The organism is Prosthecobacter sp., assembly GCF_014879935.1.
Classification (GTDB): domain Bacteria; phylum Verrucomicrobiota; class Verrucomicrobiia; order Verrucomicrobiales; family Verrucomicrobiaceae; genus Prosthecobacter.
Map to the genome: position 1 here is coordinate 26,591 of NZ_JACSRD010000165.1, position 25,015 is coordinate 51,605.

The following is a 25,015-nucleotide window of genomic DNA, read 5'->3' on the forward strand; positions in this document are numbered from 1 at the left end:
ATTCAGCCTTTCTCCCTCCATGAATCTCTCTCGAATCAAAATCTACGGCGCAGGCTCCATCGGCAACCATCTGACCAACGCGGCGCGCAGCCTCGGCATCAGTGTTTGCGTGGTGGACCGTGACCGCGAAGCCTTGCGCCGCATGCGGGAGGAGATCTATCCCTCACGTTATGGCCGCTGGGACGACGCCATCCAACAGTTCGATGCCGATAACGACCCGGAAGGCGGCTTTGACCTCATTTGCGTCGGCACACCGCCTGCGGCCCATATTCCTCTGGCACTGAAAGCCTTGAAGGAGAAGCCGAAGGCCATCCAGGTCGAAAAACCCCTCTGCATGCCGGACATGGCCTCCGCGGAAGAGTTGCGGAAGCTGGCACATGACAACGGCGTGAAGGTTTTTGTCGGCTATGACCACGTGGTGGGCAAGTCTGCCCGTCAGGCCGTCGAGATGGTCAAATCAGGCGTGATCGGCGACGTGCTCACCCTTGATGTGGAGTTCCGTGAGTTCTGGGGTGGCATTTTTGCCGCGCATCCTTGGCTGGATGGCCCGCATGACAGCTACCTTGGCTTCTGGAAGCAAGGAGGCGGTGCCAGCGGTGAGCACTCACACGCGCTGAATCTGTGGCAGCATCTGGCTCGAGAATTTGGCTTTGGCCGCGTCTCCCAGGTGGATGCGCTGATGCGTTATGTGTCGAACGAACGCGTGGACTATGACGAGCTTTGCTCCATGCATGTGATCACCGACACCGGCTTCTGCGGACGCGTGATTCAGGATGTGGTGACCCAGCCTGTGCGCAAGGTGGCCATCATCCAGGGCAGCAAAGGCACCCTGACGATCCATGTGAATCACAGCAAGGCCGGTGACGCCCTGATCCTGCATCTCACAGGCCAGGAACCGGTTGTCACCCCAGTCTCCAAGACCCGTCCGGATGATTTCATCGAGGAAATGAAGCACATCGATGCCTCCTTGAATCCAGGGGCTCCTGTCAGCCCTCTCGATCTCGATTATGGCCTCGACACCATGATGGTGGTGGCTGCTTCGCATCGCTCCCACTCTGAGGGCCGACGCATCGTGCTTCCTCCTTCGCCTGACTACAGCTTGAACTCGCTGCGGTTCGCCTGATCCTTCAAATAGCCTCCTTCATGCAGAACCGATTCGATTTCCGCGGCCTCTATGTCCTGGACATGGCCAACAACCATCAGGGACAGCTCGACCATGCCCTGCGCATCGTCAGCGAACATGGCAAAGCAGTCGCCAAACATGGAGCAAAGGCCGCGTTGAAGTTCCAGTTCCGCCACTTCGACACCTTCATCCATCCCGCGCATAAGTCCGGCTCCAGCAACAAGCACATTCCGCGCTTCCTGGCCAATGCGCTGAGCGATGACGACTTTGCCACACTGACGCGTGCCGTGCGTGAGGCCGGCATGCTCACGATGGCCACTCCGTTTGATGAGGAATCGGTCGATCTCATCGAGAAGCTCGACATCTCCATCATCAAAATCGCCAGCTGTTCCGCACGTGACTGGCCGCTGCTGGAAAAGGCCGCACGGCACAACCGCCCGTTCATCGTTTCGACCGGAGGCCTGACGCTTGCCGAGATCGACGACGTGGTCAGCTTCCTGGAGCACCGCAGCGTGGACTTCGCGCTGATGCATTGCGTGTCGGTTTATCCGACTCCGCCGGAGCACCTGCAGCTCAACCAGATCACCACGCTGAAACAACGCCATCCGCGCATCACCGTGGGTTTCTCCACCCACGAGGACCCGGCGGATACCCGCCCGGTGATGGTAGCAGTGGCAAAAGGAGCAGAAATGCTCGAGCGCCACGTCGGTGTCGTTACAGACAAGATCCAGCTCAACGCCTATTCATCCACGCCCGAGCAAACAGATGCGTGGATCGCGGCCGCGCAAGACGCACGGATCATGTGCGGGGCCACCACACGTCCCGTTTCGATTCCGGTCGAGCAGGAGTCCCTCAAATCACTCAAGCGCGGCGTGTTCGCAGCCCGGACGCTCCAGACCGGAGATGCCTTGGAACGCGACGCGGTTTACTTTGCGATGCCGATGACAGAAGGCCAGCTCACCAGTGACTTGTGGAAGCCCGGCATCAAGACCATGACCGAAGTGGCTCAGGACGGCGCCATCATGATGACGGGTGTCCAACTGCCGCCCGTGCCCCCGAAGAAGCATCTGATCCATGCCATCCATGAGATCAAGAGCATGCTGAATGAGGCAAGGATCTTCCTGCCAGTGGACTTCAATCTCGAGTTTTCCCATCACTACGGCGTGGAAAAGTTTGACGAAACGGGCGCGGTGCTGATCGACTGCATCAACCGCGAGTACTGCAAGAAAATCGTCATCCAGCTTCCAGGACAGGCCCATCCGAACCACTTCCACAAACGGAAGGAAGAAACGTTCCAGGTGCTGGCCGGAGAGCTCGAACTGGTGCTCGAAGGCAGGCTGCGTGTGCTTTATCCGGGAGATCTGCACCTCATCCCACAGGGGGCTTGGCATAGTTTCTCGACCAAGACGGGTGTCATCTTCGAGGAAGTCTCCACCACCCACCACAACGATGATTCGTTCTATGAGGATAAGCTCATCAACGAACGTGGACGGGATTTCCGCAAGACTGTGGTCAAGCAGTGGGGCCGTTATCAGCTCGACTAGCGATGGCTGTTTCTGCAATCGCCTTCGATCTCGATGGCACTCTGATCGATTCCAATCAGGTGAAGCGACGTGGCTTTGACCACGTGTTTGAAGGCTACCCTGACTGGCTGGCTCATGTGGCCGCAGTCCTGGAAACCCACCGGAAATCCTTTCGAACGGTGGTCATCCGGGAGGTGCTCCGGCGTATGAATGCCGAGGGCTGGCCGGCCACCCAGCCGACCGAAGAGCACGTCGCAGAACTGGCCGAACGCTATAACCGTTTTTGCATTGATGGAGCAGTCGCCTGTCCCGAGATCGCCGGAGCCGGGGAGATGCTGCATAAACTGGCATCCACCCATGCCTTGTTCATCAACACCGCCACCGCGACGGAGGCAGCAGTGGAGATCATCAATCGCCGTGGCTGGACACGCCACTTCAAAGCCGTCCTGGGTTTCCCCCCCTCGAAAGAGGAAAACTTGGCTGACATCGCCCGGATGGAAGACCTCCTGGCAGGCGACATGCTCATGGTTGGTGACGATGATCACGATCTTGAGGCCGCGTCGGCATTTGGCTGCCCATCCGTCGCCCTGTTGGGGCCGACTTCACACTTTACTCGCCCTTTGCCACTGGCTATATCCTCCCTCGCCGAACTGCCGCCTCTTTTAGACCAAATATGACTCAAAACCGGATCAAAGACCTCCTGATTCAGCTTGGCCTGAGCGCCCCAGACTCTTTCACGCAAATTTTCGACCGCGTACGGGACCGCGAGGACATCGCCGTGCTGCGCTGCAACCAGAGCGGAGCCATATTGCTCAGCAGGACAGACCACATGGAGATCGGCCACTACCAGGAAAAGGAAGTGCTGTCCTATTACAATGCCGACTCAGTCCAGTCAGCCGCGTTGAAGACCGAGATCGATGACAGCCGTCGTGAGCAGATGTTCAAGGACCTCGTTCGCAACAAGTCACTGGTGGATGTCGGCTGCGGCGCTGGTGGATCGCTCAAGAAGCTGTCCGCCTATGCGAAATCAGCCGTCGGTGTCGAACCACAGCGCTTGGCCCGCAGTCTGGCTGAAAATTTGGGCCTCAACATCAAAGCGGACATCAACGATGTCCCCGAAGGCTCATGTGATGTCGCCACGCTGTTCCATGTTTACGAACACATCACCGACCCGATCGAGTTTCTAAAGCTGGTTCGCAAACGCCTTCGTCCTGGGGGCAAGATTCTGATCGAAGTTCCCCACAGCGGCGACTTCCTCATCAGCTTCCTGGCAAACGAGGCATTCATGAAGCACACCTTCTGGAGTGAGCACATCATCCTCCACAGCCGTGTGACTTTGGAGCGCTTTGCCAAAGAGGCAGGTTTTGTCAATCCCGTCATCCGCGGCTACCAGCGCTACCCGCTGGCCAATCACCTGCACTGGCTCGCCAACGGCAAACCCGGCGGCCATCTGAACTGGTCCTTCCTGCGCGATGAGCAACTCGACGCGGCCTACACGTCCGTCCTGGCCAATCTCAATCTCACCGACACGATCATCCTGGAAGCCTCCAACCCGCTTTAGGCTTTCCGGAGCGCCTGCCCTCACCCACATTGATTCATGTAGTCGCCATGGAGGACATGCCTTTCTACTACAAGGATCTACCCCCCTACAGACTTGCAGAACAGTGTGCAGTTGACCCTCTCCACGACTGAGGACCATGAGGTGAACGGCTTCATTGCACGTCGCTACGTAAACAGACCGAAGCATGAATACGGCCTGATCTTCATCGACGGCCCCGAGATTCCCAGCCAGAAGGAGGACCCGCGTTATCTCGACGGTGATATGCTCGATGTGGTGGAATGGAACAAGAAGCCCTTCACCGCCTACCTCGACTGCCGCATCGGCACCCGGGACGTCATCAAGGCGCTCATGCCCCGCGCCACCCTTCACTGGAACAAGCAGCACAAGTTCTCGCGCGTATCGTTTTCTCCTGCCACAAAACAAGGCATGATCACAGCTTGCCGCCGGTCAGGGCGAGTATCTGACCAGACATGAAGCCGCTGTCGCGGCCTATGAGATACTTGACCATGGCCAGTACGTCCCCGGCCCCGCATAGACGTCCGGCAGGAACGAGAGCCTTCTCTTTCAACATCACACGTTCTGCCGTGGCATGATTCATGCCGAGAGGCATGAACGACGGACAGATGGCATTCACCGTGATCTGGCGCCTGGCGGCCTCTGGAGCGAGCAGGCGGACACAGTTCTCAAGGCACGCCTTGCCCAGCGAATAGGCGCTCAGGTGAAGGTTCGGATCCTTGGAACCATAGGTGGAGCCAACCGCGATGAACCTGCCTCCCTGATCCTGCGAGCGCTCAAACAGCACACGCATCAATTCAATGGGGATGCGTGTGCCGTGGCGCACTTGTTCCTCAATCATGGCCAAATCACTGGTGATCAGGCTGGAACGGGACGGTCGCGGCCATGCCGCGTGAATAATGCCATAAAGAGGCATCCGGCCCAGTGCGCCCTCCAGTCCATCACGCCAGTTTGGATTGTCGAAATCCAGTGTGATCCAGTTCAATCCAGAGCCGTCATTCCCGGAGCTGAGACGGGTGGTGGCGTACACTACAAACTCCGATTTCAGCGACTCCGCAATCTCCCGTCCCAAACCTCCGCCAGCCCCGGTGACAAGCACCGCATGCCTGCCATCCTGATATGCTTTTTCTTGAGGTGTTTGAAGAGCGGAGGTCTCCGCCACGCAGCTTTCCTTTTCCTCGTGGTAACCAAAAGAGATGAAAACACTGGCAGTCAGGCACCGGGAAGCCTTCTCCATGACCGTAACTTTCAACTGTCCCATGCGGGTGGTTTCGTTCCACGACGTGATCTCGCCTCTGACCACAACCTGGCACGGATAGTACAACGGAGCCGGAAACTGGCTCTGCATGCTGCCGATCACCACCTGCCTACCCGGCAGATGCATGCCTGCCATGGCGGATGCTAGCCCGAGTTGAAAAACTCCATGAACGATGGGTCGCTGGTACTGCGTCATGGCCGCATAATCCACGCTCAAGTGCAGAGGATTGAAATCCCCCGAGACTGCCGCGAAGGCGCGAACCTCCTCCGGTCCAATCGACTGTTCCCATTCATGCGCCAGGCCCGCTTTGAGGGCATGCGGTGGGAAATACTGTGCTTCAGGCGTCATGCAGGCTTTCCTGAATCCATGCGAGGAAGAGTTCGAAAGACATCATCTCCTCAAAATTTTCCGGGGGCATCTGCAATCCAAACTCCTCATCCACCAGAGTGACCAAGGTCACCATCGCGACGGAATCCCAGTCTGCAACGGAATGGCTCGTGGCGCGGCGCACTTCATCGTCCCTGAGTTCCGGGAACACATTTTTGAAACAATTGATCAAACGCTCTTCGTGGCTCATGCGGATTGGAAGGTGAAGCAAAGCTCCGGGCGTGCCTTCAAAAAGGCATCGCGTCGGATCATGCAGTCGCCTGACGCTCCACAGGCGTCAAGCACATTAAAAAAGGCACCGTTGCGCTCTGTTCGAAGTGCCGTCGTGTGAATTTCCCGAACACCTGTCTTTTCGAACAGCCAGGCAAGACAGGCGTGCTCGATCCTGCGGTTGAAGGCCCTGCAACTCATGACCCAATGCTCCAAGGTGAGCACGCCATCATCAACCATGCCCGTGATGACCGCGATCCGCCCCAGCGGGCCGAAACGGTCTTCATACGCGAAAGTAAACGCCACCACGTTCTGCCTGGACAACGCCGCCGCCCACTCGGCCTCGGACGGACGTCGACCGTTCATGTTGAACTGGTTTGTCTTCAGTACCAATGCCAGCGACCTGGCGTCTGTTTCCCGGCGTGTGTCGGTGATGACTAGGCGTGCGTTCAATGACTGGTGAAAGCGGTCCTCGTCGAAATCCTCCGCGCATGCATTGTATGCGGCCTGGGAGCGAATGGAGGCTGCTCTGATGGCATCTTCCGCCATCAGACGCCCCCTTGCGAAGAGGTCTCGAATCTCCACCAGGAAATCATCAAACGCCGCCACATTCGCAGGCGGGAACAACCGACAGTGAATGGCAGGAAACGCCTCCTTAATCCGCTCGATCTCACGCTCATCGTCATCGACAAAAAGCACATGCCCCGCCCCGATGTTCCAGGCCGCCAGAATGCGCGAGATGGACTCCACCTTGCTACCCCAATGAACCTCCAGAGGAAAAAACAGGCAGGGGTTGATGAGCAGGTCGTTCCGCTGAAATGCCTTTTCCACAACCGCCGGGTCATTCCTGCTGGCCACCGCGAGAAGGACACCCGCATCAGCAAGCACGGCCAACAACCTCTGATAGAGGCCGTGCCGCTGCGCCTTGCCGTCCAGATCCCAGCGAATCCCATCCACACCATCTTCCCCCACAATTCCTCTCCAAAAGGTGTTGTCGAGATCTGTGACCAGCCCACGCAGGGGCTCTGGTGGCCGCATCAGGCTCACGATCTCTTTTGCCAAGGCCGAGCAGGCTTCCGTCGTGAAAGGAAGACCACTCGTCAGAAGCTGGTTCAAATCCAGTCTGCGCACGGGAAGCCGGGCCACTAGGCCATCGACATCCAGACACTTGATGCCGGGCTCGACGGCCAGTTCTGCAGTCATTTCCGCAACCAGAAGACGCATCTGCGCCCGCTCCGCTCCCGCGTGTGAGCCCTGCAGCATGTCGAACGGGGGCAACGGAAGAAGCGGCGGCACAAAAATTACCGGCTGGCGGACCGCCAGCTGCCTGCAAAGCACCGTCAGCCGTCCTGCTGCCTGGCGGGCCTCCATCAGCGAGGCAGCGCTTCTCGTACCAGCAAGGGCTCCATTGCCACGCCATGACAGGCAGGGATTCAAGTCTTCCCAGCTCATCATCACGATGCAGCCTTCCGCAGGATTTCCCTCGGCTTTCTCCAAATTGGCTGGCAGGCTGCCATAGGCTCCGCCCACGACCTGGAGATCCTCCTCCGGCCGGATGAGCCTGAAGCAGGCACGCAGAAAGGTGCCCAGATGCAACGGCTCAAAACTAGCCGCCAGCCGCCAGCGACTGACACCCTTCGTTGCGGGCGGCGCGGCGCGCAGCATGGACATGGCTTCGCCCAGCTTCATGACACGCGGTTCAGCAGGGTTCCTTCGTTTGGCATGGGTGTGGAGAAGGGGGAAATAATGATGTTATCTTATTGACGCAAACTCTTGTTTTCGCTTTTTTGAAGTCCTATGATCCATCGGTCTCTTAAAGCAGCACTTCGACATGATTCCCTTGGAGGAACCTTCTGTCGGCTGCTGTTGGGATACCCTGCTCCGTCGCTGGTCCGGCAACGTTGCATCTTCATTGCGTGCTTCCCAAAATCGGGTTCCACCTACATGGCCCGCCTGCTTGAGGCTGCCACTCACCGCAGTGGCTTGAAAGCCGCCTATCTGATGGGACACAATGAACAAAACATTGATGAGAAGGCCTTGGCACGCTGCGTCCGCAAGTTATCCGTCGTCCAGCAACATACTCAAGGAGGAGACTGTAATGTGAATTTGCTGGCCAAGTTTCATCTGCAGCCCATCATCTTGACCAGAAACCTGCCCGACATTGCGATTTCGCTACTCGACCATCTTCATTTGCATCAACACACTAGAAATCCCATGGCCTTCGCTCCCGGCAACTTTTTCGATTGGCCGCAGGAGGAACAATTGCGTTGGATCATCTGGGCCTACATGCCCTGGTACTTTAGTTTTTATCAGTCTTGGAAAACCAACGGAAGCCGGATCAATGCCCTTTGGGTCGAATTCAACGATATGATCTCCCGTCCGGTCGAGGTGGTCGGCGGACTGCTTCAGAAGATGGGATTGCCATGTGATATCAAGGCTCTCGAACAATCCACGGATCCCCACAACAGTGGAAAACACACACGCATTAACAAGGGCGTCACCGGACGTGGCTCCCAGCTTTCTGCAGAACTAAAGGCCCACCTTTGGGATTTGGCCGATGTGTGGAAATTCGGGCTTGAAGATCGTGAGCGACTGGGCCTGGAACGTCATATCTGAACACGACATGACGTCCCTCGTCCCGACCATTGAATGGTGCCCTGTCAGCCGTGTTCCAGCCTTGATGGCATTCATCGACGAAGTCTGGAAGACAGGCCATGTTCTAGGTCGGGACGCCAGTCTGCTTCGATGGCAATATCAGCACCCCCTGCTCCCAAACCGCCTCTCAGTGCTGATCGCCACGGATTCCGATGTCATTTTAGGAATGCTGGGCGTGATCTTTCACCAGTTTAACGACCATGGAACCCGCATGCCCGCCGCCATGCTGGCTACCTGGGTGACCCGCAGGGAAAAACGTGCAGCCGGCCTGGGATTGCGGATGTTGAACTCTCTCCATGCCTCCGACGTTAAAGTCATCGGCTGCCTGGGTGCCGACACCAAAACCACAGTTCCCATCTGCCGCGCCTATGGATATGCCGTACTCGACCATGTGCCGCGCTTCATCAAAGTCTTTGATCCTGAGGCGCTTTCCGCGCTTCTCGCATCTGCATCTCCGGCATCAACCGGATCCCAGTTCGAGGCCTGGACACAGCCCCAGCCCACAAAGCGCCTTTCGTCGTCCGGCGAGGTCACACGCGTCACCCCATGGGGGCATCACTCCGCCGACATGTGGGATGAGTGCTGGCATGAGCGTCTGGCACCGCATTTGAGATCCTTCGAGAAGGACGCCAAATTCATCGGACGGAGATACCTAGCACACCCGGCTTTTGTTTACACCATCCTCATGGCTTGTGACCCATCAGACAAGTGCCAGGGTCTGGCCATCTGCCGTATCGAGCAGGTCCGGGACAGGAGCGAAAAGATTTTGCACGTCTGCGAGTTTTTGGCGGCGTCCCAGACGGCGGCGCATGCCTTGCTCGCAGCGATATCTGAGATTGCGATGAAAGAGTCCATTTGCTTTGCCACATGTCATTTCACCCATGAGGAAGCCGGTCGCTGGCTTGAAGAAGACGGTTTCCGAAAGGAAAACCCAAGTCAGCCCATGGCCCCCACTCTTTTCCAGCCATTGGACTTTCGGCGTCATTCCTTGAACGGAGTCATCTGGCTGGCCAAAGGCAGACCAACCGCCGGGGCGCTGCTCGCCTCTTCCGACTTTTATTGGGTTCGTGGCGACGGGGACCAGGACCGGCCAAATTGATTTTCGCAGCCACGTTGCTCAAGTATCCATCGCCACATGTCATCCCCATCCCTCAAGCTGCTTTTCTTTGTCGAGAATCCCACCTCGCTCCAGCATCTCACGCGTTCGAGGCTGCTGCACCATCTCACCGATGAGCAGCAAGGCTTCGTGTGCACGGTCGTCCTGCCGCCCACTCTCAGGCTTTCTGACGAGGAGTTGAAGCACCTCCAGCATGTCCGCTTTCACTACCTCGACTTTCACCGGCTACGGCCTGTGGATTTTCAGGCAAGGACGCTCAAGAAGTCCCTGCATGCCGTGGCCAGGGATCTGCTCACCGTCACCGCCCCTCATTCCACTCTTTCCCAAGACCGGCACCATCTCTTCAAACAAAAGGGCAGAAGCGCACGCCTGCGTCTGCTGTATGCCGACCTGCTGAAGAAAGCGGGACTGAAGAGCCACCACATCGGGCGGATGGCGCAGAACTTTGGCGTCTATCCGGAGATCGCCTCGCTGTTGGACGCAGAACCACCCGATTATGTCATCTATTTCAACATCCTGATCGGGCAGATGGATTTTCTGCGGGAGGTGAAACGACGCGGCATCCCGCTCATCCTGGACATCCCCAACTGGGACCAGGCGTCCTCCAAGGGCCCCATGACCGTGCTGCCGGACCATGTTTTTGTCTGGTCGAATTTCATCAAGAAAGACTTCTGCGAGATCCATCATTTCCCCCCCGAGCGCGTGCGCACGATCGGCGTGCTCCAGTTTGACTACTATTTTCAGGGCAACAAGCCTCTTTCCCGTGAGGAGTTCTGCAAGATTCACAACATTCCCGTTGAGTCGAAGATCGTCTTGTATGCCTATGGGCAGCCACCCGGCATCAGGGCCTGCGGCCCGTTTGTCAAAGAGATCATCGACATCATCGGAGACAACAAGCAGGGCTTCCGCTGCCATCTGATATTCCGCGCCAGCCCGCGCGTCCCCTTTCCGACAATGCTCAACGACGAGCCCAACATCAGCATCCAGCATCCTTCCGGCCATGAATCCCCGGACGGCCTGGGGTGGATTTCATCCCCCAATGAGGACCGCATGCGGATGAGCACATTGATGCACAGCGACGTCGTCATCAACATATTCTCCACCATGATGCTTGATGCACTGTGCCTCCGGAGGCCCGTCATCAACATAGGCTATGTGTGTGGTGCGACCGAGGACCAGCCGAACCTGATGGAACGCTTTTTCAAATACACGCACCTGAGCGCCGTGATGAAAAGTGGCGGCACCTGGATTCCCCGCAACCGGGCCGAACTCGGCCAGGCGATCAAGGAGGCGTTGACAGCCCCGGCATCCTGCGGATCCGCCGCCCAGGAACTCCTGCAGGAGATCTGCGGCCCTTCAGACGGGAAATCCTACCTTCGCTGGGTGGACGCCCTGCAAAAAGCACATGCCTACGAGTCTGCGAAGACGGAAAGGGCCAAGCCATGACCTCCCGGATTCTGGTCATTTCATATCACTATCTCCGCAGCAAGGAGGACATTCCTCACCCGGGCATCCACCCGCTCACACCGGAGTCTTTTTTGCGTCAGATCCATTCGATCCAGCAAAACCATCCCGTCTTGTCCCCCTCGCAGTTTGAAACGTGGATGGACGGCAGTTCCGCAGATGCCTCGTCCGTGCTGCTCACCTTTGATGACGGCCTGCGTGACCACCTTTATGCGGCGGCCGAACTGGAGAAGTCTGGCCTGCGCGGCGCCTTTTTTGTATGCTCCAGACCAGCCCTGGACAACAAGGCCCTTCCTGTCCACAAGGTCCACTGGCTGCGCGCCCACACACCTCCTGGGGATTTCCTCAACCAGTTTGCGGCACTGCTTTCCGACGACTGGCAGCAGATGGTCGCCCAGCCTCCTGAAGACATCCGGCGTGCCGCTGCGGAAACCTACCAGTTCGACGCCCCGGACACACAGGTTCTGAAGTACCTCATCAACTTTGTCCTGCCTTATGAATGCGTGGACGAAATCACGTCCCGCATGCTGGTCGGCCATGGCCTGGACGAGATGACATTCTGCGCGCTAAGCTATCTGACGAATGAGGAGATTCATGATCTGTCCCGACGCGGCCACCTGATCGGCTGTCATGGCCATCTCCATCTGCCGTTCTCTCGCCTTGCGCGTGGGAAGCTTCAGGAGGATGTGGCCAAAAATAAAGCCTACATCCATACCGTCACCGGTGCCCAAGCTGGTTGGCTGGCCTACCCTTATGGCAGTGACTGGTCATTGCCTGCGGACACCGGGATGTTTGCCGCCAGGGCCGGCATCCGCGCCGCCTTCACCTACACGCGGGGATGGAACACGCAATCAACCCCGCGCCACCGCCTGTGCCGCATCGACTGCAACGAGCTTGAGGCGCATCTGACAGTCTGCTAAGGGACGGCGGCGGGGCGGGCGCAATCACATTCAGACACACCAGATGAAAATATTGATCATACAATCAAAGGGGATCGCCCTCAACAACACCGGCCAGGGAACGGCCATCATCCAGTTTGCGCTGATCGCCGGGCTATTGAAGGAAGGGCATGAGGTGAGCTACCTGCTTCTATCTGGCAAAAGCAGATTTCAAAAAAACCTCCCGCTCATGGAGACAGTGCTGCGGCAGGAGTCGATGCGAGGCCTTGACTGTCGGCAGTTTGAATCCAACAACTACAAGGAAGACCAGGCAACCCTGCGGCAGCATTACGACCAGTTGAAGCCTGACGTTTGCATTGTTTACCAATTTGAAGGCATCAAACTGGTGAGAGAAACCATTCCTGACGCATTTGTGTTGGGCTGCTCCATTGACCTGGAGTTTTTGCCCAAGCTCATGCGAGTGCTGGTCCTGCTGCGCTATGAGACGCTTCCCAACAAGCTGAAAATCCTCGCCAGGAGCCCGTCAATGCTCAAGGAAGCTTTTAAAAAGTGGCGAAAGACACTGAAATACTATGCTCTTGCCGACGCGCACATCAACCATGCGGCGCATCATGCCAAATGGATTGCCGACAAGTTTCATCTGCCGGTCATCTACACGCCCAACCCTGTGGCTGAGGCTGTGACCTCCATTGGCCCAAAATCCGTTGACGCGCTTGCCTCCCCGCCCCGCTTCCTCCTGCTGGGTGGACTCCAGGGGGTCGCAACCTTGAGCGGCCTGTATTATTTTGCAGACCAGGTGCTGCCTCACTTGGCGGACGATATCAAGGCCCGCAAAATCGAGGTCCGGCTCATAGGCAGGGACACGCTTGAAGGCAAGCTCCTCAAACAGTTTTCAGAGGCCGGCATCACTTTTTGCGGCTTCGTGCCAGACCTGACGGATGAGATGTCAAAGGCCTCGGCCATGCTTGTCCCCACGGAGATCGATCTGGGGTTCAGAACCCGCATATTGGACGCGTTCAGATACCGGCTTGCCGTGATAGCTCATCAATCAAACCAGCTTGGCTTCCCGGAGCTGGAACATATGAAAAACTGCATGCTGTCCGATGACGCGGAAAAGTTTGCCGGGTTAGTCCGCGATCTGGCTAATTCCCCGCAAAAAGCCATTGAAATCGGCGAGCAAGGACACGAGGACTTTCTCAAAAAATTCGGGGCGGGCGAAAGCATAAAAACGATCTCCAACTGGTTGAAGAAAATTAAGCGCTAGCTGTGATGCATCCAAAAATACGCAAGGTCATTCTGCTTTGTGGCGGCCTGGGGACACGACTCCGGGAGGAAACCGAATACCGTCCAAAGCCCATGGTTCCCATCGGCGGGCAGCCCATCGTCTGGCACATCATGAAGTCCTACGCCCATCATGGCTTCAAAGATTTTGTGCTCTGCCTGGGCTACAAGGGGGAGGTGGTCAAGGACTACTTTCGCAACTATCTTTGGAACCGCAGCGACGTGACCCTCAAGCTCGGCCGCAATCCACAGATCATTTACCATAACACGCACGAGGAGGAGGATTGGACGGTGACACTCCTTGAGACCGGCATGCAAACCATGACCGGCGGTCGTCTGCTCCGCGCCATGGAGCACATCGGCGACGAAGATGTCATGCTCACCTATGGCGACGGGCTGACAGACTCCGACATCGCCGCCTCCGTGCGCTTTCACTATGAACAGAAAGCGCTCGTGACCATGACGGCTGTGCGTCCTGCTGGCCGTTTCGGCGAACTGGGAATAGATGGCCACACCGTGCAGTCTTTCCAGGAAAAGCCCGAGCGGGAGACTGGCTTCATTAACGGTGGCTACATGGTACTCGACAAGTCAGTGCGTGAACTCCTCACCGGAGATGACTGCATCTTCGAGCACGCGCCACTACAAAAACTGTCCGATTCAGGTCGCCTGAAAGCCTTCTGCCACGACGGTTTCTGGCAGTGCATGGACACCTACCGCGAGTTTGAGATGCTTAACAAAATGTGGGACAGCGGCAACGCCCCCTGGAAAGCCTGGTGACATGTTTGCGGGCATCTACCATGGCAAACGCGTGCTATTGACCGGCCACACCGGCTTCAAGGGGGCATGGCTCACCCTCTGGCTCCATGCGCTGGGGGCTAAAGTGAGCGGCTACGCACTCGCCCCGCTCCACGCGGAGGACTTAAGGCACTTCATTCCAAGTGATGTGCTCGAGCACGAATGGATCGCTGATCTGCGTAACCGGGACACACTCACCGACGCCATCCAGACCGCGAAACCAGATCTCATCATGCATCTTGCCGCACAGCCGCTTGTGCGTCTGTCGTATGCCGAGCCACTGGAGACCTTCTCCGTCAACGCCTGGGGCACCGCGTTGCTGCTGGAAACGGTGCGCGCCACAAACTGCGCCGCTCAGGTCATCGTCGTCACGAGCGACAAATGCTACCTCAATCAAAACCTTGGCCGCCCGTTTTCCGAGGACGATCCGCTCGGCGGGCACGATGTGTACTCAATGAGCAAGGCCGCCACGGAGCTCGTCGCGGCGGCCTGGCATGCCTCGTTTTTTTCCAGGGAGCCAAATCTGGGCCGAATCGCCACCGTGCGCGCTGGTAACGTCATTGGTGGCGGTGATTACGCTGAGGACCGCATTCTGCCGGATTGCGTGCGTGCGCAAATCGTCGGGCAACCGGCCATCCTGCGCAATCCGAACGCCACACGGCCCTGGCAGCATGTTTTGGAGTGCCTCAGTGGCTATTTGAGCGTCGGCCAGCACCTGCTGGACCAGCCTTCCTCCAAGGAGCTGCTCAATCTCAATTTTGGTCCTGATCCCGAGTCGGAGCGCAGCGTCGGTGAGATCGTGAAAGCCTTCTTTGAAGCCTGGCCGGGCCGTTGGGAGGCACGACCAGACCCGAATGCCCCGCCGGAGGCTACTCGGCTGACATTGAACCATGCCAAGGCCACGCGTGTGCTTGGCTGGAGGCCCGTGTGGGGATTCGAAAAGGCCACGCAGGCCACCGCCGAGTGGTATCGCGCCCGGCACACGGAAAAAGATGCTGACATGCTGTCATTCACCCGCCAACAGATTCAGGGTTACGCCGCACAGGCCCGAAATGCAGGGCTCCCCTGGACAAACTGACCCCAGCCATGCCCGAAGCTCATCGTTGCCGTTCCTGCGGCTCCACACACTCCCATCCCGTGATCGATCTCGGCCTCCAGCCGCTGGCGAACAACCTGCTTCGCCCAGAAGATCTCAGCAAACCAGAACCGCGCTTCCCCCTCGCGGTTTTCGTCTGTGGCGACTGCTGGCTCATGCAGATCACGGACACAGTGCCGCCCATCGATCTGTTCAGCGACTACATCTACTTTTCCTCCTTCTCCGACGCCATGCTCCGTCACGCCCGTGCCGCCGTGCAAAAGCACATCATGGAGAAAAAGCTCGGCGCTGACAGCTTTGTCATTGAGATCGCGAGCAACGACGGCTATCTGCTCAAAAACTTCGTCGAAGCGGGCGTGCCCTGTCTCGGATTCGAACCCGCAGCGAACATCGCCGAGGTCGCGCAGAAAAATGGCGTCGCGACGCACTGCGAATTCTTCGGTCAGTCCACAGCCGCTGGTTTGCGTGATCAAAAGGGCCGGGCAGACCTCATTCTTGGCAACAACGTCTTCGCTCATGCGCCGGACACGAACGACTTCGTCGCCGGTGCTGCCGAGCTGATCAAGCCGCACGGCTGGGTGGTGTTCGAGTTCCCCTACGGCGTCGAGATGATCGAGAAGGTGGAGTTCGACACGATCTACCACGAGCACGTCTATTACTTGACCCTCACCCCGCTCATCCCGCTCTTTGCCCGGCATGGCCTGGATGTCTTCCACGTCGAGCGCCTGCCCATCCACGGCGGCTCGCTGCGCCTCTACGCCTGCAAAAAAGGTGTCGAGGCCATCCACAGTTCCGTGAAGCAGACGCTGGAGGCGGAAACCACGCAAGGGGTACGCAGCGCAGGCTATTACCAGCGCTTCAGCGAGCAGGCCGAGCGTGTGAAGACGGATTTGATCACCTTTCTCGGTGAGCAAAAACAAGCCGGCAAACGCGTGGCCGCCTACGGAGCCTCCGCGAAGGGCAGCACCCTGCTCAACTACGTCGGCGAAGCCGCGAAGAGTCTCGAATTCATCGCAGATCGCAGCACCTACAAGCAGGGTCGTCTGAGTCCCGGCCAGCATGTGCCCATCGTGGCTGCGGAGGAACTCGCAATCCGTCGGCCCGACTACGCGGCGCTGCTGGTGTGGAATTTCGCCGAGGAAGTCATGGCGCAGCAGCATGAATTCCGCGCCAAAGGCGGCCGGTTCGTCATTCCGCTGCCCAAATTGATCGTGGCATGAAATTTCACCCTGCCACGCTAGAAGGAGTCCTGATCGTCGAACCGGAGCCGCGCCGCGACGAGCGCGGTTTCCTGGCCCGGACCTACTGCGAGCGTGAATTTGCCGCCCAGGGACTCAACACCCGCTGGGTGCAGCAAAATCACACGTCCACCCGCGAGAAAGGCAGCGTGCGGGGCATGCACTGGCAGGCAGAGCCACTGCCGGAGATCAAACTGGTCCGCTGCCTCGCCGGACGTGTGCTTGATGTGATCGTCGATGTACGTCCGAACTCACCCACCTTCGGAAAATGGCATGCGGAGGAGCTTTCCGCCGAAAACATGCGGGCGCTCTACATCCCGGCGGGCTTCGCGCATGGCTTTCAATGTCTGGAGGATACCTGCGAGCTGTTTTATCTCATGTCCGAGTTTTATCAGCCGGACCTGGCGCGTGGATTGCGCTGTGACGAACCGCAGGTCGGCATCGCGTGGCCGCTGTCTATCTTGAACCTTTCCCCGCGTGATGCCAGCCTGCCGCTGCTGAGCGAGGCGGTCGTACCCACCCCAGCCTGACCGCTATCCCATGCCAGCGACATTCACCATTCTAGGCTCGCGCGGTTATGTCGGCTCGCACCTGGCGGCGTATTTGCAGTCCTTGCCGGACAGCATTGTGAGGCTGGACGCTGGAGCGTCTCTCACGGGCAATCTGGGGCACGTTTTCTTCTGCATCGGCGTCACCACAGATTTCGCCAGCCGCCTGCACGACACGATGCGTGCGCACGTCTCGAAGGTCATCGAGATTCTCGACACGCACGAGTTTGAATCCTTCACCTACCTTTCCAGCACCCGCGTGTATGAGCGCGGCGTCGGTGGTGATGAGTCGGCAGTGCTTTCGTCGCAACCGGCCAGCCTGGCGGATTTCTACAAAATCTCGAAAATCGCAGGTGAAGCGGTGTGCCTGACTCATCCCAATCCCGCCGTGCGTGTGGCTCGTCTGTCGAATGTGATCGGCTTTGAGCTGCCGCCGCTGACCTTTGTGCCCAGCCTCATTCGAGACGCGCTGAATCACGGGCGAATCGTCCTGCGAACCTCTCCGGACTCTGCCAAGGACTACATCCTCATTGAGGATGCGCTGGCGGCGCTCGTCCACATCGCCCGCAGCGGTCGTGAGCGCGTTTACAATGTCTCGTCGGGCATACAGATCAGCCACCGGCAGATCGCGGAACGCATCGCCGCGACGCTGCGCTGCGAATGGGAGGCGCACGTGGGCGGAGCGGTCTCCATCTTCCCCGACACGCCTGCCACACGGCTGCAGACCGAGCTTGGCCTCCACGCCGGTTCCATCTTGGACAAACTGCCCGCCCTCTGCTCCCGTTACGCGGACTTGAAGCAGCCAACATCGAACTGAGAACCGAGATGCCCATGCCACCCGACTCTTCCAATGCGCTCACTCTGGGCGAGGGCGTTTACATAAGCCCGGACGCGCGCATCCACCCGTCGACACGCGGCACGCGCATCATCATCGGTGCGCACACGCAGATTTACGATTTTGTCTGCATCCGCGCGGTTGGCGGCGCGGGAGACCTGGTCATGGGAGAGCACTGCTACATCAACCCACACTGCGTCATGTTCACCGGCAACGGTATCACGCTTGGGGACTATGTTCTGCTGGCTCCCGGCGTCATGCTCATGCCAGCGAATCATGCTTTTGGCCGTCGGGACATCCCCGTCCGTCATCAGGGCTTCTTGGAGAGCAAGGGCGGCATTTTCATTGAGGACGATGTCTGGATTGGCGCCAACAGCGTCATTCTCGACGGAACCCACATCGGCAAGGGAGCCATCATCGCCGCCGGCAGCGTAGTGCGGGGGCAGGTGCCGCCCTATGAGATTTGGGGCGGCACTCTTGCGGTGAAAATCAAGAGCAGGCCGGCTTGATGAGAAATCCCTGGCTTGTAAGCAGAGAAAGCACCTTCACGCCCTACAACGTGGCAAGTCGATGGTCTGCTTCTGAGCGGCATGGGCGACCCATGCATAGTCATCGAATACAATCATGGCACCAGGCACGAGCCGGGGCCAGAAGAATTCGATGGCCGCACGCTCAGGCACAGTTGCATTTAAGTCGATGTGTAGGAACGCGACTTTATCTGGCCCGGCGGTGTGCAGGACATCTGGCACGATGCCTTGGACCACCTTCACGTTGCTCCACGGTCGGAAATGCGCCACCACCTGCGTGTAACATTCCGTGAAATCACCGGCATGGCGGCCCATTTCGTCCTTGGTGCTGACCGAGCTGTTGAGACCACGGAAGGTGTTGTAGAGCCAAAACTCCGGCGTTCCAGCCTTTCCACATAACGCAACACGACCATCGCGGTCCCCCCCGGTTGGTACCGCACTCAACATACTCGCTAGGCAGAAAGGCGGCCTGGCTGGCAGCCCAGCAAAGAACATGGCAGCGCCAGTGAATGTTGCAGGAGTTCCAGGAGTTAGTTTCTACCGCCTCTGCGTAAGCGCTGGCGAAGTCCGGCTCGCGCGCAAAGTCGTGCTATGAAGCGTGACCAAGCCGTCTTGATTGTGGGTCCGGCGGTGCAAGGGGATTATTTCGACAGGTTTGCCGATGAGGTCGGGCAGCATAGGCTGCTTCTTTTTTCTCCAAAAGAGGAGTCTCATGAGGGGCGGATTTCGAGGTTAGCGCACGCGCTTCAAATATCCGTCCAACCCCTCGCTGATCATTCCCTTCGCGGTCAGGAAGCTGTCAAGTTCAAAGTCCGTGCGCTCGGAGAGGAACTGACGCGCCGCCGTGCATGGGTTGTTTCCCACATCCCACGGTCGGTTGCTGTAGTAGCCCTTCGGGAAGAACTCAATGAAGGTGTCCGGCAGGATGCAATAGGAGCCGACTGTGACGAGGTCGGCGTACAGCTTCAACTCTTCATAGACGTGTTGATGCGTGTGGTTCGAATCGAGGAAAACCATCACCGTGCGGGCACCGGCGGCAAGCTCTTTGATTTGGTTGAAAATAGCCGGATCCACCGAACTGCCCTGGAGCATGGTGATGTGCTTCGCCATCGGATGCGCCTCAATCTCCGCCCGGTTATGATCCCGAATGTCGATGTCCACCGCGATCACACGGCCATCAGTGATGCCCATCATCTGCTGCATCGCTGCGGAGAAAATGATGGAGCCCCCATGGGCAATCCCGGTCTCGATGACCAGATCAGGCTTGATCTGCCACATCAACTCCTGCTGAATCACCATGTCACTGGGGAACTTGATGATCGGTCGCCCCATCCATGTGAAATTGTAAGTGTACTTGTATTTGTCCGCGTGAACCATCCACTCGATCGATTTCCGCTTCAGTTCCTCGTCCTGTCCCATTTTGACGATGTCGGCATGTCGTTCGTCGGAGAACTGCTGAACATCCGGATGTGGAGTAGTGGCCATGGTGCGCAAGGTGTGGGAATGAAAACCTAGAAAGTGGGAATTAGTCCATTCTGCAACACAAACAAGCATTTTTCATTGTTCGTGCTTGCCGCTGAATCTGCGGCTTGCGGGCCATGCCTGCTCGGCAGCGGCCAACCAAGAATCGGGCTTGGTCACGGCTTCATCAAAAAACATTTGCAGTTTCTCACATGAATTTGTCATCTGTAATTCTAAAGAATAAGATTCCTCCCCACGCTGGTCTAAAGTCCACTTCTCATTGTCATTCAAATGAATAAAGATTGCACGATATCCATCAACTTGCCGACAAGAAACAGGCTGGACACCATCAAGCTAACGGTGGAGAAAATTAAGAATCAGACATTTCAGGACTGGGAACTGATCATCAGCGACAACGCCTCGGACGACGTCCACAAGCTTGAGTACCTGGATCAACTGGCCGCCGGCGACCCGCGCATCAAGGTGTTCAAGCATCCCGAGAATCTTGGAATCCTTGCCAACTGGATGTTCGCAATCGAACAGTGCAACGGACGGTATTATGTGGCCGTGGCAGATGATGATTACTGGCAGGAGGACAAATTTTTGGAGGCGCTGCTAGCCATGCATGACGGAGGGACCGGCGTTGTGTTCCCCAATCTGTCCAAAAACCTGCCTGAGTCCGGCCAGTTTCTGGACAAGGTCGTCACCCATTTGTATCCCAAGGAGCCAAGCAAATATGAGCTGTGCGAGACCCTGATCAATGACCGAAAGTGCGTCGTAATGCTGGGCTTGTTCGACTTGAATGTCATTCCCAAAAGCGAACTACTGTCAGTTTACGACCATGGACGCTGCGGCCACTGCGAAAATGTGGGAATGCTGCGTTTGGCGCGAAAATATAAGGCAAAATTCTGTCCTGACGTCAGCTATGTTCATACTGACTACAGCAAAAATTACTCTCGTGGTTGCGACAGGGAGTTCGCAGTTCGCGACACGGCCATTGCAATATTCCAGATACTTGATGAATTCAGGCTCGCATCCAAGGGGGATCCCGGCTTCAACAAGGCGTTTTTAGACCAGTGGAAATTTGCGATACACTACTGCAAGTCAATCGCCAGCACGTTTGCCATGGAAAACGGCTCGGTTGTCATAAAAGAGCAAAAAAACGGCGTGTGGAAAAGGTTTCGAAAGGCTGTCGGCCTCAAGTAAAAGGTTCTAACGACTTCCCATGATCAAAAGTAAAAAAATCCTCGCCGTGGTGCCCGCTCGTGGCGGCAGCAAGGGTGTTCCGCTCAAGAACATCAAGCTGCTCGCAGGTCAGCCACTGATCTCCCACACCGCCCAGGTCATCCGGCAGGTGCCGCGCATCGACCGTGCTGTCGTTTCGACTGATCACGCTGAGATCGCACGCATCGCGACCGAAAATGGTCTCACCTTCTTTGGTCCTCGTCCCGAGGAACTCTCCGGCGACCGCGTTGGCGATCTCCCGGTGCTTCAGCATGCTTTGGAGCAGGCGGAAGCCGCCGACGGCTGCCACTACGCCATCATCCTCATGCTACAGCCGACTTCACCCGTCCGCCTGCCTGCCGACATTGACGCGTGCATCGACAAGCTGGTGGCCGGCGGCCATGACGCTGTTTGGACCATCTCGCCGATTGATCTCAAGTTCCATCCCTTGAAGGTCCTGCGCATCCACGAAGGCAAAATGGGGCTCTGGGACGAACGCGGGCACCAGATCATCGCACGGCAGCAATTGGAGCCCCTTTACTATCGAAACGGCATCTGTTATGCCTTCACGCGAGAATGCCTCATGGAAACACGCAGCATCTACGGCACCAACGCGGGTGCCTGCGTGATCGACCATCCCTTTGCCAACATCGACACCGAAGTCGATTTTCAATCCGCGGAAAAACTCATGAGCCGCTGAGAAGGCGGTCCGCACACTCCAAAGTTCACTCAGACTCATGCAGGTTCCCACTCCCAATTCTCCGCCAGAGCTTCCCGACCTCAAGATCGCAGTCTCGTCCTGCGATTTGTACTGCGACATGTGGCCGCTGTTCTTCCATTTTCTTTTCAAACACTGGCCTGACGCCCCGACGCCCATCTATCTCATCACCAATCACCTCTCCTATGACGACCCGCGCGTCGTGACCGTCAAAGTGGGGGATGACACCTCGTGGAGCGATGGCGTGGCACGAGGAATGGCGCAAATCCCGTCAGAATACAGCTTCCTCTTTTTGGATGACTTCATGCTGACGAAGCCGATGCCGGTCGAGCGTCTTGCCGAAGTTTACCTCCCGCTTCGCGAACAGAACGGCGACTGGGTTTGCCTCCGTCCGAAAGCTCCCGCACCGGAAAGTGATCCCCATGCGCTGATCTCTCCCATCACCGACGCCGCGCAATCAGCAGGTTTCCACGCCGGCATCTGGCGCACCAGGCACCTCCAAAAAATCTGTTCCGAAGTCCAGCTCAACATCTGGCACATGGAAGGCCATATCCGGAAGCTCATTCGCGCCGGCACTGCGGGGAACCTTTTCTACATGACTGAAAACGCCGCCGGTCTCGTCTCCTACATCGAGGTGGTGAAACGCTTCTGGCAGAAGGACGGCATCGACTACGTCCGCGCCAACAACATCCAGCCTGACCTCTGGCGCCGCCCTTTTCCGCCGCAGGGGGACAATGTTTTCGCCCGTTTCATCCGCAGCCTTTTGAAGCGCTACGTGCGCATGAAGTCCGCGCTTGAAACCAAACGCCTGCTCAGGGACAACAACGGCGTGGTCAGCTCGACGGTCCGCCATATCAAGCCCGGGCAGCCACCTGCTTGAGCCAGTCTTCAACCTGCACAGGCAACTCTTCCGGCACCAGGTCGGCGATCCGGCGTCCTTTCGCGGCACCCGGATCAATGCCCGGGAAGACCGCACGGGAGATCGGCGTCGTCAGATGCCAGTGATTCACATTGGTCGGGCCAAAGAACGTCATGCACGGCCTGCCAAACGCGGAAACCAGGTGCGAGACAAAGCCATCCACCGCCAGCGCCACGGTGGCCTTCGAAGCCGCCGCCATGACACCGCGGAGGCTGGTGCGTGCGCCCAGATTCGTGACGCCGTCCAGGCCTTCTTCAATGCTGGCACAAAGTCCTCGCTCCCATTCCGTTGTTCCCCCCGTCAACACCACGGGCATGCCGGTCACGTCCTTGACCCGCTCAATGATGGGCCTCCAACACTCCGCGGAGAGGCATTTGCGCTGCCATGCGGACGTCGCATGAATCAACACATACGGTTCCGAGGGAAGCTCCGCTGGCAGCCAGTCATCAGGGGGCGCATTCAGCCGTGGCGGCTCAAATGACTCGGCATCACCCCCAGGTGTGCAGCGCCAAAAGTAGCGTGCCCGATACATCTGCTCCTGATCACGCAGGTGGATGCGATCAAAGATCCACCGGTGGAAGAAGCGCACATAAAAGTCGCTGAAGGTGAGCAGATGCTTCTCGTCGGCACGGCACCACAGGCTGATGAACGCACTGCGGTCACCAGCATCGTAAGCCAGCAGTCGCCTGACGCGTGGAGCATCTCTCCAACTGGTGAATTTCACGTCCGGCATGAGTCGAACGAGATCCTCAAAACCCGGTCTTGCGATCAATCCAACGGGTTCGCCATCCTGACGCGCTAGTCTGGCGAGGGCTGGCTGTAACAGCAACGTGTCGCCCAGTTGTTTGTGATAAACCGCCAGCGTTTTCATTTCAACACGGCTGCCGGTCCTTCTGAAACAACTTCCACGAACGATGCAGCACATCGGCGAATCGGTCTTCGTTGAAGGACCAGTTTCGATCCGCATCCCACGGCGTGTCACGGGTGAGCAGCACCGACTTGTTGCCACCGAGCAGAGCCAGATTGTGATACGCGCGCCCCCATGAACGACGTCCGGGCACGATCTGCTCCTCGACCGTCATGATCAGCACGAGTTTGCCCGAGGCGCAGAGAACTTCGGTCAGATTCTGACCCACCGCCCCAACAATCACGGTGGCGGACGCGAACAAGCGCAACTGATCCGCCAGCGAATGCTCGGACATCTTGACGATTCGAACATCACCGAGAATCTCACGCGCCCGCTCCGCCAGTCGTTCTTCGTTCACCAGCTTCTTGTTCGGCGCATCCAGACGGGAGGCGAAGATGCAAAGCGGCGCGTCATTGGGGGCGGCCTTCGCCGCCAGCGCATCACGAACCGCCAGATGATTCCCGGGTGCCGACAATTTCGCCACTCCATCCTCCGCATGGAGGATGGGCGCATACCACAGTTCATCCACTTCCAGTGTGCCATGCACGCCTTCCACCACCCGGTCTTCCGTGATGCCGAAGCGCGCCAGATAACGGCACTGCCACTTTTTGCGACCGGGGCTGACGAGGATGCGCACCCGTGGCTCGCGGCGAAAACGTTCCAAGAACGGCATCAGCTTGGGCAGGTAATCGAGAATGAAATGCCCGTGGTTTTCGGAGTTCGGCCCGCAAAGATGAATCAGCGGTCCCTTCATCTCCTGCGCCATGCCGGAGATCGGTCTGCGCAGCACACGATCCTTCTTTTCCCTGCGTGTCAGAGGATCCACGTTGAAGAGCTCGCCGTTGGCGAAATAGACCTGCCCTGCGCCGCCGCCCAGACGCACATCGCGCAGCCGGTAGGCATGAGCATCAGACCACCAGTAGCGGGTCGTCGTCTCGTCGGTCCCCAGAATCTCGGCTTCAAACTTGTTGTCGAACACATGCTCGCCCGCAGTTTGAACCTGCCAGCTTTCGATCAGCGCTTCCGGCGGAGGGATCTCCGTCCGTTTGAGTGAAGAGACGGCGGATGCAAGGCCTGCGTACCAATCGTGGATCTTGCGTGTCAGATGCGAACTCATGATGTCAGACCACTCGAAGGGCCACCTGCGCCGAGGATGTGCTTGCCGCCGCGCCCCTGCGCAGCATGCTGTTCATCATTACACAACCACGCATGACCTTTCGAGGACACGACAGAGCCGCCGGGAAATTCGGGCGC

At 57.9% G+C, this 25,015-nt stretch carries 26 protein-coding genes; 19 read left to right on the plus strand and 7 right to left on the minus strand.

What is annotated here, in order from left to right:
• Nucleotides 1-19 precede the first annotated feature (19 nt).
• From IAE77_RS16490 to IAE77_RS16510, 5 genes are all read left to right on the plus strand, one after another.
• Nucleotides 20-1,123 (plus strand): Gfo/Idh/MocA family oxidoreductase, encoded by a 1,104-nt coding sequence (locus IAE77_RS16490; protein ID WP_294228570.1) that lies wholly within the window; start codon nt 20-22, stop codon nt 1,121-1,123.
• A 20-nt stretch (nt 1,124-1,143) separates the two neighbouring features.
• On the plus strand, nt 1,144-2,667 hold the full coding sequence (locus tag IAE77_RS16495; protein ID WP_294228572.1) for an N-acetylneuraminate synthase family protein: 1,524 nt from the start codon (nt 1,144-1,146) through the stop codon (nt 2,665-2,667).
• 2 nt (nt 2,668-2,669) lie between these two features.
• Nucleotides 2,670-3,323 (plus strand): HAD hydrolase-like protein, encoded by a 654-nt coding sequence (locus IAE77_RS16500; RefSeq protein ID WP_294228574.1) that lies wholly within the window; start codon nt 2,670-2,672, stop codon nt 3,321-3,323.
• Nucleotides 3,320-4,207 carry a class I SAM-dependent methyltransferase gene (locus IAE77_RS16505; protein ID WP_294228576.1) on the plus strand — a complete coding sequence of 296 codons (888 nt, stop codon included), beginning with the start codon at nt 3,320-3,322 and terminating at the stop codon, nt 4,205-4,207. The genes IAE77_RS16500 and IAE77_RS16505 overlap by 4 nt, the downstream gene beginning before the upstream one ends.
• A 141-nt stretch (nt 4,208-4,348) precedes the next feature.
• Nucleotides 4,349-4,681 carry a hypothetical protein gene (locus tag IAE77_RS16510; protein ID WP_294228578.1) on the plus strand — a complete coding sequence of 111 codons (333 nt, stop codon included), beginning with the start codon at nt 4,349-4,351 and terminating at the stop codon, nt 4,679-4,681.
• On the opposite strand, the gene IAE77_RS16515 is transcribed toward IAE77_RS16510, so the two are convergent.
• The 3 genes from IAE77_RS16515 to IAE77_RS16525 are packed head-to-tail and all read right to left on the minus strand — an operon-like array spanning nt 4,638 to nt 7,766.
• The gene (locus tag IAE77_RS16515) at nt 4,638-5,828 is read right to left on the minus strand and encodes an SDR family oxidoreductase (protein WP_294228581.1); all 1,191 of its coding nucleotides are present in this window, start codon (nt 5,826-5,828) and stop codon (nt 4,638-4,640) included. The genes IAE77_RS16510 and IAE77_RS16515 overlap by 44 nt on opposite strands.
• Complete coding sequence (locus IAE77_RS16520; protein ID WP_294228583.1) at nt 5,818-6,057, minus strand: acyl carrier protein; 240 nt, start codon at nt 6,055-6,057, stop codon at nt 5,818-5,820. Before IAE77_RS16520 ends, IAE77_RS16515 begins: the two co-directional genes overlap by 11 nt.
• Entirely contained in the window at nt 6,054-7,766 is a 1,713-nt protein-coding gene (locus IAE77_RS16525) for an HAD-IIIC family phosphatase (RefSeq protein ID WP_294228585.1), read from the minus strand. The genes IAE77_RS16520 and IAE77_RS16525 overlap by 4 nt, the downstream gene beginning before the upstream one ends.
• A 108-nt stretch (nt 7,767-7,874) precedes the next feature.
• On the opposite strand from IAE77_RS16525, the gene IAE77_RS16530 reads away from it, so the two are divergent.
• The 11 genes from IAE77_RS16530 (at nt 7,875) to IAE77_RS16580 (ending at nt 18,514) form a co-directional block, all read left to right on the plus strand.
• Complete coding sequence (locus tag IAE77_RS16530; RefSeq protein ID WP_345780989.1) at nt 7,875-8,693, plus strand: sulfotransferase domain-containing protein; 819 nt, start codon at nt 7,875-7,877, stop codon at nt 8,691-8,693.
• A gap of 7 nt (nt 8,694-8,700) precedes the next feature.
• Entirely contained in the window at nt 8,701-9,831 is a 1,131-nt protein-coding gene (locus IAE77_RS16535) for a GNAT family N-acetyltransferase (protein ID WP_294228589.1), read from the plus strand.
• A gap of 36 nt (nt 9,832-9,867) precedes the next feature.
• Nucleotides 9,868-11,295, plus strand: coding sequence for a hypothetical protein (locus IAE77_RS16540; protein ID WP_294228590.1), 1,428 nt, complete (start codon nt 9,868-9,870; stop codon nt 11,293-11,295).
• 188 nt (nt 11,296-11,483) lie between these two features.
• Entirely contained in the window at nt 11,484-12,233 is a 750-nt protein-coding gene (locus IAE77_RS16545) for a polysaccharide deacetylase family protein (RefSeq protein ID WP_294228592.1), read from the plus strand.
• 43 nt (nt 12,234-12,276) lie between these two features.
• Nucleotides 12,277-13,476 carry a glycosyltransferase gene (locus IAE77_RS16550; protein WP_294228594.1) on the plus strand — a complete coding sequence of 400 codons (1,200 nt, stop codon included), beginning with the start codon at nt 12,277-12,279 and terminating at the stop codon, nt 13,474-13,476.
• 5 nt (nt 13,477-13,481) lie between these two features.
• Nucleotides 13,482-14,270: a glucose-1-phosphate cytidylyltransferase gene (rfbF, locus tag IAE77_RS16555; protein WP_294228596.1), complete on the plus strand. Its 789-nt coding sequence runs from the start codon at nt 13,482-13,484 to the stop codon at nt 14,268-14,270.
• Nucleotide 14,271: 1 nt separating this feature from the next.
• The gene (gene rfbG, locus IAE77_RS16560; protein WP_294228598.1) at nt 14,272-15,366 is read left to right on the plus strand and encodes a CDP-glucose 4,6-dehydratase; all 1,095 of its coding nucleotides are present in this window, start codon (nt 14,272-14,274) and stop codon (nt 15,364-15,366) included.
• An 8-nt stretch (nt 15,367-15,374) separates the two neighbouring features.
• Entirely contained in the window at nt 15,375-16,604 is a 1,230-nt protein-coding gene (locus IAE77_RS16565; protein WP_294228600.1) for a class I SAM-dependent methyltransferase, read from the plus strand.
• Nucleotides 16,601-17,152: a dTDP-4-dehydrorhamnose 3,5-epimerase gene (gene rfbC, locus IAE77_RS16570; RefSeq protein ID WP_294228602.1), complete on the plus strand. Its 552-nt coding sequence runs from the start codon at nt 16,601-16,603 to the stop codon at nt 17,150-17,152. Before IAE77_RS16565 ends, rfbC begins: the two co-directional genes overlap by 4 nt.
• Nucleotides 17,153-17,162: 10 nt before the next feature.
• Nucleotides 17,163-17,987, plus strand: a complete 825-nt coding sequence (locus tag IAE77_RS16575) for an SDR family oxidoreductase (protein WP_294228604.1) — start codon at nt 17,163-17,165, stop codon at nt 17,985-17,987.
• A 14-nt stretch (nt 17,988-18,001) separates the two neighbouring features.
• Nucleotides 18,002-18,514, plus strand: a complete 513-nt coding sequence (locus IAE77_RS16580; protein ID WP_294228606.1) for an acyltransferase — start codon at nt 18,002-18,004, stop codon at nt 18,512-18,514.
• Between the two features lie 36 nt (nt 18,515-18,550).
• On the opposite strand, the gene IAE77_RS16585 is transcribed toward IAE77_RS16580, so the two are convergent.
• Both IAE77_RS16585 and IAE77_RS16590 read right to left on the minus strand, forming a co-directional pair.
• Entirely contained in the window at nt 18,551-19,027 is a 477-nt protein-coding gene (locus IAE77_RS16585) for a class I SAM-dependent methyltransferase (RefSeq protein ID WP_294228607.1), read from the minus strand.
• Nucleotides 19,028-19,264: 237 nt separating this feature from the next.
• Nucleotides 19,265-20,017 carry a CmcI family methyltransferase gene (locus IAE77_RS16590; protein ID WP_294228610.1) on the minus strand — a complete coding sequence of 251 codons (753 nt, stop codon included), beginning with the start codon at nt 20,015-20,017 and terminating at the stop codon, nt 19,265-19,267.
• A 267-nt stretch (nt 20,018-20,284) separates the two neighbouring features.
• Between IAE77_RS16590 and IAE77_RS16595 the strand changes: the two genes are divergently transcribed.
• The 3 genes from IAE77_RS16595 to IAE77_RS16605 are packed head-to-tail and all read left to right on the plus strand — an operon-like array spanning nt 20,285 to nt 22,815.
• Nucleotides 20,285-21,199 carry a glycosyltransferase family 2 protein gene (locus IAE77_RS16595; RefSeq protein WP_294228612.1) on the plus strand — a complete coding sequence of 305 codons (915 nt, stop codon included), beginning with the start codon at nt 20,285-20,287 and terminating at the stop codon, nt 21,197-21,199.
• 19 nt (nt 21,200-21,218) lie between these two features.
• A complete protein-coding gene (locus IAE77_RS16600; RefSeq protein ID WP_294228614.1) occupies nt 21,219-21,917 on the plus strand; it encodes an acylneuraminate cytidylyltransferase family protein in 699 nt (232 codons plus the stop codon).
• A 37-nt stretch (nt 21,918-21,954) separates the two neighbouring features.
• Nucleotides 21,955-22,815: a hypothetical protein gene (locus IAE77_RS16605; RefSeq protein ID WP_294228616.1), complete on the plus strand. Its 861-nt coding sequence runs from the start codon at nt 21,955-21,957 to the stop codon at nt 22,813-22,815.
• On the opposite strand, the gene IAE77_RS16610 is transcribed toward IAE77_RS16605, so the two are convergent.
• Nucleotides 22,790-23,725, minus strand: a complete 936-nt coding sequence (locus tag IAE77_RS16610) for a glycosyltransferase family 9 protein (protein ID WP_294228618.1) — start codon at nt 23,723-23,725, stop codon at nt 22,790-22,792. The two genes, IAE77_RS16605 and IAE77_RS16610, sit on opposite strands and share 26 nt — an antisense overlap.
• A gap of 1 nt (nt 23,726) precedes the next feature.
• On the minus strand, nt 23,727-24,878 hold the full coding sequence (locus IAE77_RS16615) for a glycosyltransferase family 61 protein (protein ID WP_294228620.1): 1,152 nt from the start codon (nt 24,876-24,878) through the stop codon (nt 23,727-23,729).
• Nucleotides 24,879-25,015: the final 137 nt, after the last annotated feature.

Excerpts from the sequence above, each read along its gene's own strand:
- IAE77_RS16540 (WP_294228590.1), top strand. The coding sequence starts at position 9,868 with ATGTCATCCCCATCCCTCAAGCTGCTTTTCTTTGTCGAGAATCCCACC.
- rfbF (WP_294228596.1), top strand. The coding sequence starts at position 13,482 with ATGCATCCAAAAATACGCAAGGTCATTCTGCTTTGTGGCGGCCTGGGG.
- IAE77_RS16615 (WP_294228620.1), bottom strand. The coding sequence starts at position 24,878 with ATGAGTTCGCATCTGACACGCAAGATCCACGATTGGTACGCAGGCCTT.
- IAE77_RS16495 (WP_294228572.1), top strand. The coding sequence starts at position 1,144 with ATGCAGAACCGATTCGATTTCCGCGGCCTCTATGTCCTGGACATGGCC.
- IAE77_RS16550 (WP_294228594.1), top strand. The coding sequence starts at position 12,277 with ATGAAAATATTGATCATACAATCAAAGGGGATCGCCCTCAACAACACC.
- IAE77_RS16600 (WP_294228614.1), top strand. The coding sequence starts at position 21,219 with ATGATCAAAAGTAAAAAAATCCTCGCCGTGGTGCCCGCTCGTGGCGGC.
- IAE77_RS16575 (WP_294228604.1), top strand. The coding sequence starts at position 17,163 with ATGCCAGCGACATTCACCATTCTAGGCTCGCGCGGTTATGTCGGCTCG.
- rfbC (WP_294228602.1), top strand. The coding sequence starts at position 16,601 with ATGAAATTTCACCCTGCCACGCTAGAAGGAGTCCTGATCGTCGAACCG.
- IAE77_RS16605 (WP_294228616.1), top strand. The coding sequence starts at position 21,955 with ATGCAGGTTCCCACTCCCAATTCTCCGCCAGAGCTTCCCGACCTCAAG.
- IAE77_RS16505 (WP_294228576.1), top strand. The coding sequence starts at position 3,320 with ATGACTCAAAACCGGATCAAAGACCTCCTGATTCAGCTTGGCCTGAGC.
- IAE77_RS16520 (WP_294228583.1), bottom strand. The coding sequence starts at position 6,057 with ATGAGCCACGAAGAGCGTTTGATCAATTGTTTCAAAAATGTGTTCCCG.
- IAE77_RS16585 (WP_294228607.1), bottom strand. The coding sequence starts at position 19,027 with ATGTTCTTTGCTGGGCTGCCAGCCAGGCCGCCTTTCTGCCTAGCGAGT.
- IAE77_RS16515 (WP_294228581.1), bottom strand. The coding sequence starts at position 5,828 with ATGACGCCTGAAGCACAGTATTTCCCACCGCATGCCCTCAAAGCGGGC.
- rfbG (WP_294228598.1), top strand. The coding sequence starts at position 14,272 with ATGTTTGCGGGCATCTACCATGGCAAACGCGTGCTATTGACCGGCCAC.
- IAE77_RS16490 (WP_294228570.1), top strand. The coding sequence starts at position 20 with ATGAATCTCTCTCGAATCAAAATCTACGGCGCAGGCTCCATCGGCAAC.
- IAE77_RS16595 (WP_294228612.1), top strand. The coding sequence starts at position 20,285 with ATGAATAAAGATTGCACGATATCCATCAACTTGCCGACAAGAAACAGG.
- IAE77_RS16565 (WP_294228600.1), top strand. The coding sequence starts at position 15,375 with ATGCCCGAAGCTCATCGTTGCCGTTCCTGCGGCTCCACACACTCCCAT.
- IAE77_RS16525 (WP_294228585.1), bottom strand. The coding sequence starts at position 7,766 with ATGAAGCTGGGCGAAGCCATGTCCATGCTGCGCGCCGCGCCGCCCGCA.
- IAE77_RS16500 (WP_294228574.1), top strand. The coding sequence starts at position 2,670 with ATGGCTGTTTCTGCAATCGCCTTCGATCTCGATGGCACTCTGATCGAT.
- IAE77_RS16590 (WP_294228610.1), bottom strand. The coding sequence starts at position 20,017 with ATGGCCACTACTCCACATCCGGATGTTCAGCAGTTCTCCGACGAACGA.
- IAE77_RS16535 (WP_294228589.1), top strand. The coding sequence starts at position 8,701 with ATGACGTCCCTCGTCCCGACCATTGAATGGTGCCCTGTCAGCCGTGTT.
- IAE77_RS16530 (WP_345780989.1), top strand. The coding sequence starts at position 7,875 with ATGATCCATCGGTCTCTTAAAGCAGCACTTCGACATGATTCCCTTGGA.
- IAE77_RS16610 (WP_294228618.1), bottom strand. The coding sequence starts at position 23,725 with ATGAAAACGCTGGCGGTTTATCACAAACAACTGGGCGACACGTTGCTG.
- IAE77_RS16580 (WP_294228606.1), top strand. The coding sequence starts at position 18,002 with ATGCCACCCGACTCTTCCAATGCGCTCACTCTGGGCGAGGGCGTTTAC.